A 14,073-nucleotide genomic window follows, 5' to 3' on the forward strand; every position below is an offset into this window, starting at 1 on the left:
CCTGTATTCTTAATCGAGGCTGATCTTCCCAGCCGGAGGGTGGCCCGCCCTTGAGCAACGTGAATGGCGTGGTCGTCTGCAATCACCACGCCCATCACTTCGTTCCGGGACGTGCCACCCAATCGATTCAAAATCGGACGCAGGGAAATTAATTCTTGAATCGAGACTGATACTCCCAGCGATCTTTCCAGTCCTTGAAGTAAGGTCGATACTCTTCGGCTTCATACCAGCTGCGGGGTTTCGGAGTTGGGGGATCGACTTTGCCTGCGGGATAATCTTTCCCGGCAATGCTCTTTTCAACCGATGCAATCCAGCGATCCATTTTCTGCTTCATCGCCTGTGCCTCTTTCGAGTCTTCAGAATACAGATTGTGTTCCTCATGCGGATCATCCGCGAGGTTGTAGTATTCGATAGCCGGTTGTGGTTGTTTTTTGTTCTTACCGAGGTAGATGATTTTGTGATTGTTATCGAGCAGTGCGGAGTTGCCGAGGCATTGGAAGCCGATCGGTTTATCTCTCTGAGAGAATTCCTGTTCGAAAAGTTTGACCAGGCTCATGCCGTCAACAGGTTGAATGAGGACGGATTTAGGAAGATCGAGTAGTTCGGCAATCGTCGGAAAAATGTCCATCGTGCAGGCTGGGAATTCGGTCACTCGTGATTTTGGAATTCGAGCAGGCCATTCCATCACACAGGGAACACGAAGTCCACCCTCGTAGACTGTTCCTTTATTGCCACGCAAGCCGCCGACGGTATCCGGAGTAATCTTCGGTAAGCCGCCGTTATCGCTGCAGAACCAGAGCAGGGTGTTTTCGGCTATGCCCGCTTTCTTCAAGCCAGCTCGCAGCGTTCCCAGACTGCGATCCATTGCGACCAGTTCGCCGTAATGATTTCGCGATTCTTTATCGAGTTTCTGAAAGGGTGCCAGATCTTCGGCTGCCGCTTTGAACGGACTGTGCGGCGTGCCATACCAGATGACCGTGAAGGAGGGCTGCTCAGCCTTGGCCTGCTTGTTAATAAATTTGAGAGCTTCGGCCACGACGATTTCGGAGGAGTCCCCCCGGTAGTCTTTGAACTCCCCCTTTCGGCTCAGAATCGGATCGTAATCAAAGAAGTTTGTTACCGAGAGCCATTCATCAAAACCAAACACGCCGGGGGAGTAGGGATCATCAGCCAGAATTGGGACTCCCGGTCCGCGATACCCATCCAAGTGCCATTTCCCGAAATGTCCCGTCGTATAACCAGCAGCTTTCAACGCCTGGGCGACCGTTTTTTCCTGCAGTCGCAACGCATAGCCATGGCTTTCCACACCAGTTCGCATGTTTGAACGACCAGTTAGCACACTTGCTCTAGTCGGCGAACAAACGGGAGCTCCGGCATAGAAGCGATCAAATCGCAATCCATTGGTAGCCATCGCATCGAGATTGGGTGTCTTCAGAACGGGATGGTTGTAATAGCCGGTTTGTCCCCAGCCCATGTCGTCGGCCATGACGAGCACGATGTTGGGTTGCTCGGATTTCTCTGCCGCGACAGAGTTTTGAAAGGCTGAATGAGAGAGAAAGAGAACTGTGAAAATCATCATTATGGATGAAAAGCGAAACCTCATGAACTGATTGAAAATGTATGAGTCAATTTGTTTGGAAGTGTTTAACATTGGGTATCCTTCAGGGGATTAGACGCAGCAATCGTCCTTGGAAACAGTGATTTTTTCATGATATCAACAATGTTTGATGATGTCTGCTCTTTCAGTTGTTCAATCATGTGTAGGTCAGGTGGTGGCCCACCAGGAATTGCAACAGTCCCCTCTCCCCCCGAGTGTCTGAAAGTAAACAGTTCCCAAGAAAATGCTGAAGGTTTGGTGGCTGGGGTCGTTTAAGTAAAAAGACAATTATTGAAGGATAGCGAAACAAATGCTTTCATTGATGGTTTAATCATATAGCACTTCTCTTTTTTCTAGCAGGAATGTTTCCATGCGTGATCCACTCTCCAAGTTCATTTACTTTTTCGCATTGCTGACGGCTTGTGCTGGAATTCAGCAGGAGTTGAAGGCGGAAGAAGCGATTAGTTCGGAACAGTCTCAGTTTTTTGAGAATAAAATCCGGCCAATACTCGTGAAAGAGTGCTATTCCTGCCATTCCGTTCAGCAAGACGAACAGGAAGGTGGCTTGACGCTCGATACGCGTGAAGGGATTCGCAGTGGTGGCGAGCAGGGGCCTGCTGTTGTGCCTGGAAATCATTCCCAAAGTTTGCTTCTTAAAGCGATTCGTTACACCGATTCCAAATTGAGGATGCCTCCAGACGGAAAACTTTCTGGAGAGCAGATTGCTGATATCGAAAAATGGATTGCGATGGGAGCTCCAGATCCGCGAGACGGAGATGGTGGAGTGAGAGTTAAATACGAAATCGATCTCGAAGAAGGTCGGAAGTTCTGGGCATTTCAGCTGCCCGCTGCCGTTGAGCTTCCTCAGGTGCGAATACAGGACTGGCCTCGGACGGAGATTGACTATTTTCTTCTGTCCAAAATGGAATCCAAAGGACTCGATCCTGTCGCCGACAGTGAACCGAATATGCTCGCCCGTCGACTTTATTTCGATCTGATCGGCCTGCCGCCTGCTCCTGAAAAACTGGCTCAATTTGAGAAGGAATATGCAAAAGATTCTCAGGCAGCCGTGGAATCTCTGGTAGATGAACTTCTCCAATCGCAGGGATTCGGCGAGCGCTGGGGGAGACACTGGCTCGATGTTGCTCGATATGCGGAGTCATCCGGAAATGCTTCCAACTTTGCCTTCCCGCATGCCTGGCGATATCGCGACTGGGTGATTGAAGCGTTCATGAATGATATGCCATATGACCAGTTTGTGCGGGCTCAACTGGCTGGCGATTTGCTACCTGCGAAAAACGAAACGGAACAGGCTGAAAATCTGATTGCGACTGGATTTCTGGCGCTCGGACCCAAGTCGCTCAGTGAACGGAACCGTCAGCAGTTCCAGATGGATGTCGTCGACGAACAGATCGATACAACCTTTCAGGCGTTTCAGGCATTAACTGTTGCTTGCGCTCGTTGTCACGATCATCGTTTTGATCCGATTCCGCAAACAGATTATTACGCACTGGCTGGGATCTTTCGCAGTACCGAAACCTGTTACGGAACAATCAGATCTGTACAGAGTAATCATCCCAGTCCGCTGCTTGTGCTTCCGGTCCAGGCGAATATTCCAGCTGGAGTCCTGCCACTGGATGCGGCTCAAAGAGGCGTACTGGAAAGACAGATTGAGCTGTTAACCGAGCAGATGGCTGAATTGAGCGGAGGACCGGACGGAAATCCCCGAAGAATTGCACTGCAGGCGCGACTGAGTCAGCTGCGTGGAGAACTGAATTCTTTTGACGAGCAGGGGAATCCCAAATTGCGAGCCATGGGAGTTCGAGAAGGTCTTAGAACGGACGACTGCCCTTTGTATATTCGAGGAGAAATTGATCAGCCGGGACAAATTGTTAAACGGGGTTTTCCTCAGGTGTTGACAACGAGTCAGCCCCACATTGACGGCTACGACAGTGGTCGGCTGGAACTGGCGGAATGGATCGCTTCCGAAGAGAATCCACTGACGGCTCGGGTGATGGCCAATCGAGTCTGGCTGCATTTAATGGGACGAGGCCTGGTTTCGACCGTCGATAACTTTGGAGCTTCCGGTCAACGCCCCAGTCATCCGGAGTTGCTGGATTATCTGGCAATCTCTTTTGTCGAAAACGATTGGTCGGTCAAACAACTGATTCGATCGATTGTGCTGAGCCGGGCTTATCAGCTTTCCTCACGAATGGATCCTGAGAATTACCGCCAGGATCCCGATAATGTCTATGTGTGGCGGATGCCGAAAAGACGACTTGAGGCTGAAGCAATGCGGGATACATTACTCGCATTAGGCCAGAACCTGGATGTCGATTTCCCGGAAGGTAGTCTGGTGGCTCAGCAGGGTGAGGGGAATGTCAGTTTCCGAATTCGAGGAGACTTCGCTGCTGGCGATGTGCATCGTTCGGTGTTCCTGCCGATCGTTCGCGATGAAATCCCGGAAATTCTTTCGATCTTCGATTTCCCTGATCCGAGCCTGATTATTGGCGAACGGTCTTCGACAACGATACCCGAACAGTCTCTGTTTTTGATGAACAACGAATTCGTCATACGCCAGGCTGCAGGAATGGCTTCGCATCTGATCTCAGAATATTCGACGGAAAGCGATCGAGTGAATCAGGCCTATCGCATGTGTTACTCACGTCTGCCTGAACCTTCTGAAATGAGGAACGCGACGCTTTTCTTGTATGTCTATGGTCAGGCCAATGATGAGGCTGCAACCTGGGCTGCGTTTTGTCAGGCCCTGTTTGCCAGTGCCGAGTTTTCGTTGCGGTAAGTGAAAAGTCTATATCCTGAAAGTGTTTAGTATCAGTATTTGAAACCACAGAAACACAGGGATCACAGAGGGGAATTCATTAGGGATACCTCTGGGATTGATTGACTAAATGCAAAGTTAAATTGAGTGGCTTAGCAGTTGAAGTCTCTGTGATCTCTGTGTCTCTGTGGTAAAAATCATCAAATACTTCCCTCGTAGTAATATCCATTCGGAGATCGATCCATGTTTAATGAACCTGCACTTTATTCACGTCGAATGGCCATAAAATCGGCGAGTGTTGGATTTGGATATCTTGCCTTTGCGGGACTTTCAACAATGGCCGCAGAAAAAGAAAATCTGCTGGCTCCTAAACCAACACATTTTCCTGCTCGTGCAAAGCATGTGATATTTCTCTGCATGGAAGGGGCTCCCTCGCATGTCGATACATTCGATTACAAGCCGAAGCTGAAACAGGATCATGGGAAAACAATGTCAGATGCCCGGTCGCGATCTGCGAAACTGCTCGGGTCTCCCTGGGATTTCAAACAGCATGGTCAGAGCGGAATGTGGATGTCGGAATTGTTTCCCGAACTGTCTCGTCATACGGACGATCTTTGCATGCTGCATGGAATGCATACGGATGTGCCTGCTCATCCTCAGGCATTTTTGCGATTGCACACAGGCGTCTCTCAATTCAAACGCCCTTCTTTGGGTTCCTGGGCGTTTTATGGGTTGGGAACGGAGAATGAAAATCTGCCCGGCTTCGTGACAATCAGTCCGCCGCGAAATAATGGTGGCCCTTCCAACTATGGCAGTGCATTTCTGCCAGCGATCTGTCAGGGAACGCCGATCAATTTGGGAAATCCCCGATTTGCAGGAGCTAGGCGTCGCGGTCAGGCGTCTCCCAGTGGGATTGTCGGTAATATCAAAAACCCGCAACAATCCCCCGATTATCAGCGATTGCAACTCGATTACATTCAATCCATCAACAAAAAAACTCTCCAGCTGGAAGAGCAAAACAGCGAGGTCGAAGGCGCAATTGAATCCCTGGAACTGGCCTTCCGGATGCAATCGGAATTGCCCGAACTGATGGAGCTGTCCAGTGAAACCCAGGCGACACAATCGATGTATGGGATTGGTGAAGATGCGACGAATAATTTTGGTCGTCAGTGTTTGCTGGCTCGTCGGTTTGTGGAAGCAGGTGTGAGATTTGTCGAAGTGACTTCGAGTCAGTGGGATCATCATCGCAACCTGCAGCAGGACCTGACGAACAAAACGGAAAGTATCGACAAACCGATTGCGGGCCTGCTTGCTGACTTGAAACAACGAGATCTTCTGAAAGACACACTTGTGATCTGGAGCGGGGAATTCGGCCGCACGCCGTATGCGCAGGGAGACGATGGACGAGACCATAATCATCGAGGCTTTACTTCCTGGATGGCAGGCGGAGGGACAAAGGGAGGGCTCTCTTATGGTTCCACCGACGATTATGGTGCTGAAGCGGTCGAAGGCCGAGTGCACATTCACGACTGGCATGCAACCATCCTGCATTTACTCGGATTGAATCACGAACAACTCACCTATCGCTATGCAGGCCGCGATATGCGTTTGACCGATGTTAAGGGAAATGTGGTTCAGGAAATTATGTCGTAATCACGATTCCGTTTTCTCTTTGTATTCACCTGATTTCCAGTTTCGCTTGAATTTTCACAGGCAGAGAATTGTGAGCCCTCATTGGGTTTCGTATGCTCAATGGCATCGCATAGTTCACAATTTCTACTCACTCCTATTCAAACGAGACACCATGAATACATCCCGTCGTCATTTTCTGCAAACCTGTTCGGCCATTGGAGCCGGTTTCCTGCTGCCAGGCTTTTCTCAGGCAAGTCTGCTGGAGAAAGAGCCACTTTGCAAAATTTCTCTGGCTGAGTGGTCGCTTCATAAAGCCTTGTTCGATGGGAAACTCGACCATCTCGATTTTGCGAAAACGACCAAACAGGAGTTCGGAATTAGTGGCGTCGAATACGTCAATCAGTTCTTCAAAGATAAAGCGCAAGATCAGAGCTATCTTAAAGAGATGAAAACCCGAGCAGAGGGCGAGGGTGTCAAAAGCCTGCTGATCATGATCGATCGCGAAGGTAACCTGGGTGATGCCGATGAAGCCAAGAGGACTCAGGCTGTTGAAAATCACTACAAATGGGTCGAAGCGGCTAAGTTTCTGGGCTGTCATTCGATTCGCGTCAATGCCGCCAGCAGCGGAACCTATGAAGAACAGGTCGAGCGAGCAGCCGATGGTTTGCGCCGCCTGAGCGAGTTTGGCGATCAGCACGACATCAATGTGATTGTTGAAAATCACGGCGGCCTTTCTTCGAGTGGGGCCTGGTTGTCTACCGTGATGAAGACGGTCGATAACCCTCGCTGTGGTACCCTGCCCGACTTCGGCAACTTCGCCATCGATCGCAATCAGGATATCTGGTACGACCGCTATCAGGGTGTTGCTGAGTTGATGCCTTATGCGAAAGCAGTCAGCGTGAAGACTCATGAGTTCGACAAAGACAATCCCCATATTACGTATGATCGACGATTCAACAAAGAAACGGATCTGGTCAAAATGCTGGCGATCGTGATGGCTTCTGGCTACAAAGGCTACTACGGCATCGAGTATGAAGGCAGCGAACTGGACGAATATGCTGGCATTCGCAAGTCTAAAGAAGCCCTCATGAGTTCATTCTATACAGTCTTTTTCGGCTGTTAATCGTCCTGTCGTTTCTAGACTGCATTCAACAGGATCGCCCCGAAAAATTCTTCCGGGGCGGGGCAGCCTTAAGAAGCAGATAAGGAATTTTGATCATCAAACTGAAGACCTCTTGTGGACTTCGTCCACCCAGATAGCGGAGCGATCTGGGCTATCCAATAATATGACAAATTATTTTTAACTTGAAACACATCGAAAGCTGACACCATGAGTGAAGAAGTAACTTACAATCCAGACACGCTCTGCTTACACGCTGGACAGGTGCCCGATCCCGCGACCAATTCGCGAGCAGTGCCGATTTACATGACGAGTTCTTACGTCTTTGACGATACCGATCACGCTGCTCGATTATTCGGCCTGCAGGAATTCGGTAATATCTACACCCGATTGATGAACCCGACCTGCGATGTTCTCGAAAAACGCCTGGCGGCACTGGAAGGGGGATCTGGAGCCCTGGCCCTGGCTTCGGGGTCGTCTGCTGTTACATATTCAATTTTGAATATCATGGGGCAGGGCAAGAATGTCGTTTCTTCATCGAGTTTATATGGTGGAACATACAATCTGTTCCATTACACACTTCCTAAAATGGGAATTGATTGCAAGTTTGTCGATCAGAACGATCCGGAGTCATTTCGATCTGCTATCGACGAAAATACCCGGGCGATTTTTCTGGAAACAATTGGTAACCCGCGAGCCGATGTTCCTGACTTTGAAGCGATTGCTGCAATCGCCCATGAAGCTGGGATTCCGTTGATTGTGGACAACACCACGGCTTCACCCTATTTGTGTCAGCCATTTAAGTGGGGAGCCGATATCGTGGTTCATTCCTGTACCAAGTTCATTGGCGGGCATGGCACTTCAATTGGCGGAATCTTGATCGAAAAAGGGGGATTTCCCTGGGATAACGGAAAATTTCCAGAGCTCACTGAACCCGAGCCGAGCTATCATGGCATGAAGTTTTTTGAAACCTTTGGACCAATGAACCTGGCTTATATTCTTAAAGCCCGTACTCAAATATTGCGAGATACCGGCGCAGCGATGAGTCCCTTCAATGCGTTTCAGTTTCTGCAGGGCTTGGAAACATTGCATCTGCGCATGCCACGCCACAGCGAGAATGCTCAGAAAGTGGCGGAGTTCCTGGCCGATCATCCGAAAGTTTCGTGGGTCAATCACACGGGCTTGCCAACGCATCCAAGTTATGAATTGGGACGCAAGTATTTGCCGAAGGGGAGCAGTGCCGTCTTTGGATTCGGAATTGCCGGGGATACACCTGAGCAACAAAAGGCAAATGGCATTAAGTTAATTAACAGCGTGAAGTTGTTCTCACATTTGGCAAACATCGGAGACAGCAAATCGCTGATCATTCATCCGAGTAGTACGACGCATCAGCAGTTGTCACTTGAAGAACAGCAGTCGACCGGTGTCACGCCTGACTTTGTTCGAATCTCTGTGGGGACTGAAGATATTGATGATATTATTCGTGATTTAAAACAGGCTCTCGATCAAGTTTAAGCGTCTCTGAGCCGAGCGATGATGTTTTTGAACCGCACAACAAAAAAGTTGTGCGGTTTTTTTTTGAAAATCGGGATGCCGGAGGGCTACCAAACTATGGCAAGTTGCGTTTGTCTTGGACTCAAATATCTTCAAATACGTGATATTACTCATGTTTTCTTGGGTTTTCTTGCTGTTGGCAATTGAGGCAAATCGGGAAGAGCTTACCGCTTGGGGAATGAAATCGATGTAGCAAAATTCTTTACGGACTGACCCCACCGGACGTCCGAAACTAAATATGTCGCTGGCATCAACCTGTTTTTTGATGACTGTTGCCAAGTGGACGGAGTTGTTTGTTTCACGAAGCTGAACCGAGATCCTGCAATCTGTGGGGAAAAGTTTCTCTGACAGGAAAACTTTCACCAGTCTTACCAAGTTAACAAGACGGTAAAGTCGAAAACCTGTCGGGTCAGAAACTGGACCTTCTTTCCGGACCATCACCAGACTTCCAATGACGTACTTCGAATGCAGTGAGTTTTATTGCTGCTTGTTCCACCTAGAAGATTGACGACTGAGATTTTGAAAGGTTTGAAACGACGTGAGTTTTGTATTGACGATTTCTGAAATTTCCAGCTTTCCACGAGTGTGTGCACATGCGGTTGGACAAGTGTGTCGGACTGCCGGAAAAAACGTGAATCGTCATAATCGGAACAATCGTTACAACAAGCCTGAGATTGAGTTTGACTTGGTAACTGAACAATTTCGGTAAGTGTCTGCGTGAGTCACTGCCGAAATAAAGTAGCAGGTTTGCCTGTAATTTCCGTGTCGAGTGAAGCGTTCTCTGACTGATCCTTTCGGGAATGTCCCCGAAGTCATATTACGATTCGCGACGCTGTCCTCAGAAAAGAGTTCGAGGAGTTTTGCTATGAAAAAGACTATCTGTTTCGCTGCTGCTATGATGTTGTGTTGTATGAGCTTCGCCGACGCTGAAGCTGGTCTGTTCAAAGGTCGCCTCTTGAAGAAATGCCAGAGCTACGTCAGCTGCTGTGCACCTTCTTGCTGCTGCCCAACTGACTGCTGTGTCGATGATTGCTGCGTTCCTACTTGCTGCTGCCCAGACGAGTGCTGCGATGATTGCTGCCCAACTTGCTGTGCTCCAAGCTGCTGCTGCCCAGACGATTGCTGCGATGATTGCTGCGAAGTAACCTGCTGTGCTCCAACTTGCTGCTGCCCAGACGATTGCTGCGATGATTGCTGCCCATCATGCTGTGCACCTAAGTGCTGCGTTCCTTCATGCTGCTGCCCAGACGATTGCTGCGACGACGGTTGCTGCCCATCATGCTGTGCTCCAAGCTGCTGTGCACCACACTGCTGCAACTAGTTTGAACGCAGTCTCAAGACTGCTGATAACAACGCAACTTAATGTTGCTTGAATTCTGAAGGTGAAGAAAGTCCCCTCTTTCTTCACCTTCTTTTTTTATTGGCACCCTGCAATTCAATGGATCTGCTTCGCCATTGCTCGACGATCACTTCTTCATCGAGTGGAAGAACAATCACAGCAGGGCTTTCTGCAGAGGAATAGTGGACTTCGCGAATTTTCTGATTCATTTTGCGAACACGATCCCGTACCTGAGATTCTGCAGGAATTGATTCCAGAGTATCGAGCAGCTTTTCTGCTTCCAGCTTCACGCCCAGTCGGGAAGGAATCAAATTATGATTTTCGCGACGCAGTTTCTCTTTAATCCACCAGTTATCATCACGTGGTTGATCAATCCCAGGAATCGGTTTTCCCAGTCCAGGCAGATTGGCAAATTCACCCCGGGCTTCGGCTTCGCGAATCAAACGATCTGCAAACGCTTCATAACTTTCAAGAGGGGCTTTCTTCTCCTGCATGTAAAGTCCTCCATGAAATCAACTTGAAGATCTCCGGTTATCGAACCAGATGAACGACCATTAAATCGTGACCTTCTGCTCCCCAGTCGGTATCGGAGATCAGAACAATCCGACTTCCTGATTCCAGGATTCCCTTCTTTTTTCCCCATTCGACTGCAAATTTCAAGATCGAATTCGGATCTTCACTGACGACATCACTTTCCACTGGAATTACACCCCAGTAGAGACACATTTTATTGGCGACCAGACGATTATCGGTGATCGCCAGCAAGGGGATCGCACTCCGTTGACGCGAAATCGCCAGAGCAGTCCGACCAGTTTTCGTACACAGCACCATCATATTTGCCTTCAAGCGTTCGGCAACGGTGCAGGCTCCCAAGGTCACGGCTTCAGTCACAACCAATGCTCGATTTTTTGATTCCGTTTTCCAGTCGACATCCCCACGATGGGGAACTTCGTCTTCGGTACAGCGAACAATATTATCCATCATGTTCACTGCTCGAACCGGATATTTTCCAATCGCTGTTTCGCCGGAAAGCATGACAGCATCGGTTCCATCAAAAACGGCATTGGCGACATCGGCAGCCTCTGCTCGTGTTGGGAACGGCTGCTCTTCCATGCTGTCGAGCATTTGAGTTGCCGTGATGACCGGAATACGACGTTCGTTGCAGTGACGGATAATCTGCTTTTGTAAAATCGGTAAGCGAGCAATATCCGATTCGACCCCCAGGTCCCCGCGAGCCACCATCACGCCATCACAAACTTTTGTAATCGCTTCGAGCTCCCGAACCGCTTCCACCTTTTCAATTTTAGCAATCAATTGAGGTTCATAATCGGGAGCCAACTCTTTGACAAGATTTCGTAGTTTGACGATATCATCAGCACTGCGAACAAAGCTCAGCCCAAAAAATGTCAATCGTCTTGAAAGGCCCCATTTTAAATCCTCGATGTCTTTTTCGGTCAGGCAGGGGGTTCGCAGAGTCGCCCCCGGCAAATTGATCCCCTGACGCGAGCGAATTAAGCCAGGACGATCCACTTCACAGGTTATGGAGACATCCTCGGCTCGATCAACGACTTTCATTCCGACGGTACCGTCAGCCAGCAGAACGGTATCGCCTGATTTTAAATCATCCACCAGAAATTCATAGGAGCAAGTGAGTCGAGTTCCATCAAAAGGAACTGGCGATTTGACGAACAGATATTTTTGACCGACCTGGCAATCAACCCCCTCAGGGGGTAACTCCCCCAGGCGGATTTTTGGCCCTGACAAATCTCCCAGAATACCGATCGGTTGACCAACCTCAACAGAGACCTCCCGGACCATTGTCACAATGTTGTCCAGCCAGTCGTAATCTCCATGTGCAAAGTTAAGCCGAAATACATCGACTCCCGCTTCAACCAGGGCCAGCAGCCTTTCCCTGGAGGAGATCGCCGGCCCGAGAGTCGCGATAATCTTGGTACGCGCCTGATGCTTGTGCGGGTCAATCATATCCATAACAGCACGACCTTTGGTCAATGGTTTTCCGAGGGGAATGTCTTTCAGACGGATCTTTCGCAGTCAGTCATGGCTGTAGAAAGTCTACACTATGCTATCTCGATTCCATCCAATTCGCGAGAGTTCATGAGTAACAAGAGGAAAGCATCAAAATATTGACAGGCTTCTATTTCAGGAACGTTTTGAAAGAATAATTCTCAGTTCCAGGTACGATTGAAGGAACAAGAGTCGCTGACCTAACCCCAAATCTCTCGAATACCAGATGTCCTTCGTCCGGTTTCTTTATTCGGTTTTCAATCTTCAATCATTTCATAACCGCGAGAATTCCACCAATTTGTAATTGAGCCACCTGCATCTCTCTGACTAGACTGATAAGATAGGAATCTCGAAATTGCACACGAATTACCCCCTGAACGCAGTCTTCGGACATTTGAGAATAAAGCACAGCACAATATGACGTCAGAAAATCAAGAGAAACGCCTGAAAAAAGAAGAGGTCAACAAGCAAACCGAAATGCTGGGGGCATCTGAGTCGTCCCACGAAGAGGCGCAAGTCGATCTCTCGAATAAGACGCTGGGGGAATTTCGCCTGATTCGGCGGCTGGGCAAAGGGGGCATGGCAAATGTCTATCTGGCCGAACAGACCGCACTCAATAGGCACGTCGCCATAAAAGTGATGAAAAACGATCTCGTTTCCGATGCCACTTATCTCGATCGATTCAAAACCGAAGCGATGGCCGCTGCCAATCTGAATCATATTAATATCGTGCAGGTCTACACCATTGGGGAAGCTGACGGGTACAATTACATCGCTCAGGAATATGTTCAGGGAGTGAACCTCCGCGAATTCATTGCTAAGAATGGCCCGCCGGAGCTATCCGTTTCGTTGCATCTGATGAAACAAATTGCCTCTGCCCTGCAGAAAGCGGGGGAAGTTGGAATCGTTCATCGAGATATCAAACCTGAAAATATCATGATTAGCCGCAAGGGAATTGTGAAAATTGCTGATTTTGGATTGGCTCAACTGACCCTGAGCGGCGAACGGATGAACCTCACACAGGAAGGTGTCACCATGGGGACACCATTATACATGAGTCCTGAACAAGTGAAGGGAAACAAGGTCGATCATCGCAGCGATATCTATTCTCTGGGAGTGACCTGCTACCACATGCTCGCCGGTCGACCACCATTTCGTGGACAAACGGCAATTGCGATCGCCATGAAGCATGTCAATTCGCAACCGGCTCCCTTATCGAAACGCCGTCCGGATCTTCCGGTCCCTGTCTGCGATATGATTCATAAAATGATGGCAAAAAAAGTAACTGATCGTTACCAGGATGCCGGAGAAATTCTGATCGATCTACGAAAAATTTCTCGCAGTCTGCAGGGAGATAAAGACGAAGTCAGTCTGTCAGCGTTCGATTCGAATACAGGAGCTCAAACCTCATCCCGTGCAATACAACCTTCCCCAAAGATGAAACCGATTTCCTGGTCACGGTATCTTGTTTTTGGGATTCTCTTTCTAGCAGCTGGGGGGACCCTCGGCTGGTTGTCCCGACCGAGGCTCAACACGAATCCTCAATTGAACGCGATTGAGCGCAACTCTCCCCGCGAGCAATTTGCCGATGCCATGTTGATTGGAAACAGTGAAGATGCCTGGAAATATCTCCGGGTCAAATTTCCAACCTCACAGGAACGCTGGCGTGCAGAAGAACGACTGGCGATTCAGTATATGAATCAGGGACGCCTCGAAGAGGCTCGTCGAATTTTTGAGACCTTCATCGAACAGGCCTCAGACGATAAATTTAATCTTGTGCCCGTTGGCTTTGCAGGCCGAGCCGTCATCGCCGCTCTCGAAAAAAATTATCAGGCTTCCGATCAAATCCTGGCTGACAATGCTCAACGCTTATCCCAAAAACTGAATGGTCCTATGAAACCGCTCGTGCGGGAAACAATCCTGCAAAACGAACAGCATCTTGAAAATCCCCGCATGACACTTTCCAAGATGTTCCCCGAAGAAACCACTGAAGGGTAACACTGAATTAGCCTCGTCCCCAAGGTCCT

Annotated in this window: 9 protein-coding genes; 5 read left to right on the forward strand and 4 right to left on the reverse strand. The window is 49.0% G+C overall.

From position 1 onward, the window contains the following. Positions 1-148: 148 nt before the first annotated feature. Positions 149-1,579 carry a sulfatase family protein gene (locus tag Pan54_RS20420; protein ID WP_207310195.1) on the reverse strand — a complete coding sequence of 477 codons (1,431 nt, stop codon included), beginning with the start codon at positions 1,577-1,579 and terminating at the stop codon, positions 149-151. Between the two features lie 388 nt (positions 1,580-1,967). Between Pan54_RS20420 and Pan54_RS20425 the strand changes: the two genes are divergently transcribed. The 4 genes from Pan54_RS20425 (at position 1,968) to Pan54_RS20440 (ending at position 8,643) form a co-directional block, all read left to right on the forward strand. Next, positions 1,968-4,397, forward strand: coding sequence for a PSD1 and planctomycete cytochrome C domain-containing protein (locus tag Pan54_RS20425; RefSeq protein WP_146505241.1), 2,430 nt, complete (start codon positions 1,968-1,970; stop codon positions 4,395-4,397). Positions 4,398-4,619: 222 nt separating this feature from the next. Further along, positions 4,620-6,029 carry a DUF1501 domain-containing protein gene (locus Pan54_RS20430; RefSeq protein ID WP_146505242.1) on the forward strand — a complete coding sequence of 470 codons (1,410 nt, stop codon included), beginning with the start codon at positions 4,620-4,622 and terminating at the stop codon, positions 6,027-6,029. Between the two features lie 151 nt (positions 6,030-6,180). Next, the gene (locus Pan54_RS20435) at positions 6,181-7,131 is read left to right on the forward strand and encodes a sugar phosphate isomerase/epimerase family protein (protein WP_146505243.1); all 951 of its coding nucleotides are present in this window, start codon (positions 6,181-6,183) and stop codon (positions 7,129-7,131) included. A 207-nt stretch (positions 7,132-7,338) separates the two neighbouring features. Then, complete coding sequence (locus tag Pan54_RS20440) at positions 7,339-8,643, forward strand: O-acetylhomoserine aminocarboxypropyltransferase/cysteine synthase family protein (RefSeq protein ID WP_146505244.1); 1,305 nt, start codon at positions 7,339-7,341, stop codon at positions 8,641-8,643. Here Pan54_RS20440 and Pan54_RS20445 read toward each other — a convergent pair. From Pan54_RS20445 to pyk, 3 genes are all read right to left on the reverse strand, one after another. Continuing rightward, positions 8,617-9,120 carry a hypothetical protein gene (locus Pan54_RS20445; RefSeq protein WP_146505245.1) on the reverse strand — a complete coding sequence of 168 codons (504 nt, stop codon included), beginning with the start codon at positions 9,118-9,120 and terminating at the stop codon, positions 8,617-8,619. The two genes, Pan54_RS20440 and Pan54_RS20445, sit on opposite strands and share 27 nt — an antisense overlap. Positions 9,121-10,086: 966 nt before the next feature. Next, entirely contained in the window at positions 10,087-10,515 is a 429-nt protein-coding gene (locus tag Pan54_RS20450; RefSeq protein ID WP_146505246.1) for a DnaJ family domain-containing protein, read from the reverse strand. A gap of 37 nt (positions 10,516-10,552) precedes the next feature. Then, positions 10,553-12,010 (reverse strand): pyruvate kinase, encoded by a 1,458-nt coding sequence (pyk, locus tag Pan54_RS20455; protein WP_146505247.1) that lies wholly within the window; start codon positions 12,008-12,010, stop codon positions 10,553-10,555. Between the two features lie 453 nt (positions 12,011-12,463). On the opposite strand from pyk, the gene Pan54_RS20460 reads away from it, so the two are divergent. Next, a complete protein-coding gene (locus tag Pan54_RS20460) occupies positions 12,464-14,044 on the forward strand; it encodes a serine/threonine protein kinase (RefSeq protein WP_146505248.1) in 1,581 nt (526 codons plus the stop codon). Positions 14,045-14,073: the final 29 nt, after the last annotated feature.

Origin of the sequence: Rubinisphaera italica, from assembly GCF_007859715.1 — a bacterium.
Classification (GTDB): Bacteria; Planctomycetota; Planctomycetia; order Planctomycetales; family Planctomycetaceae; genus Rubinisphaera; species Rubinisphaera italica.

Excerpts from the sequence above, each read along its gene's own strand:
- Pan54_RS20430 (WP_146505242.1), top strand. The coding sequence starts at position 4,620 with ATGTTTAATGAACCTGCACTTTATTCACGTCGAATGGCCATAAAATCG.
- Pan54_RS20445 (WP_146505245.1), bottom strand. The coding sequence starts at position 9,120 with ATGGTCCGGAAAGAAGGTCCAGTTTCTGACCCGACAGGTTTTCGACTT.
- Pan54_RS20425 (WP_146505241.1), top strand. The coding sequence starts at position 1,968 with ATGCGTGATCCACTCTCCAAGTTCATTTACTTTTTCGCATTGCTGACG.
- Pan54_RS20420 (WP_207310195.1), bottom strand. The coding sequence starts at position 1,579 with ATGATGATTTTCACAGTTCTCTTTCTCTCTCATTCAGCCTTTCAAAAC.
- Pan54_RS20450 (WP_146505246.1), bottom strand. The coding sequence starts at position 10,515 with ATGCAGGAGAAGAAAGCCCCTCTTGAAAGTTATGAAGCGTTTGCAGAT.
- Pan54_RS20435 (WP_146505243.1), top strand. The coding sequence starts at position 6,181 with ATGAATACATCCCGTCGTCATTTTCTGCAAACCTGTTCGGCCATTGGA.
- Pan54_RS20440 (WP_146505244.1), top strand. The coding sequence starts at position 7,339 with ATGAGTGAAGAAGTAACTTACAATCCAGACACGCTCTGCTTACACGCT.
- Pan54_RS20460 (WP_146505248.1), top strand. The coding sequence starts at position 12,464 with ATGACGTCAGAAAATCAAGAGAAACGCCTGAAAAAAGAAGAGGTCAAC.
- pyk (WP_146505247.1), bottom strand. The coding sequence starts at position 12,010 with ATGGATATGATTGACCCGCACAAGCATCAGGCGCGTACCAAGATTATC.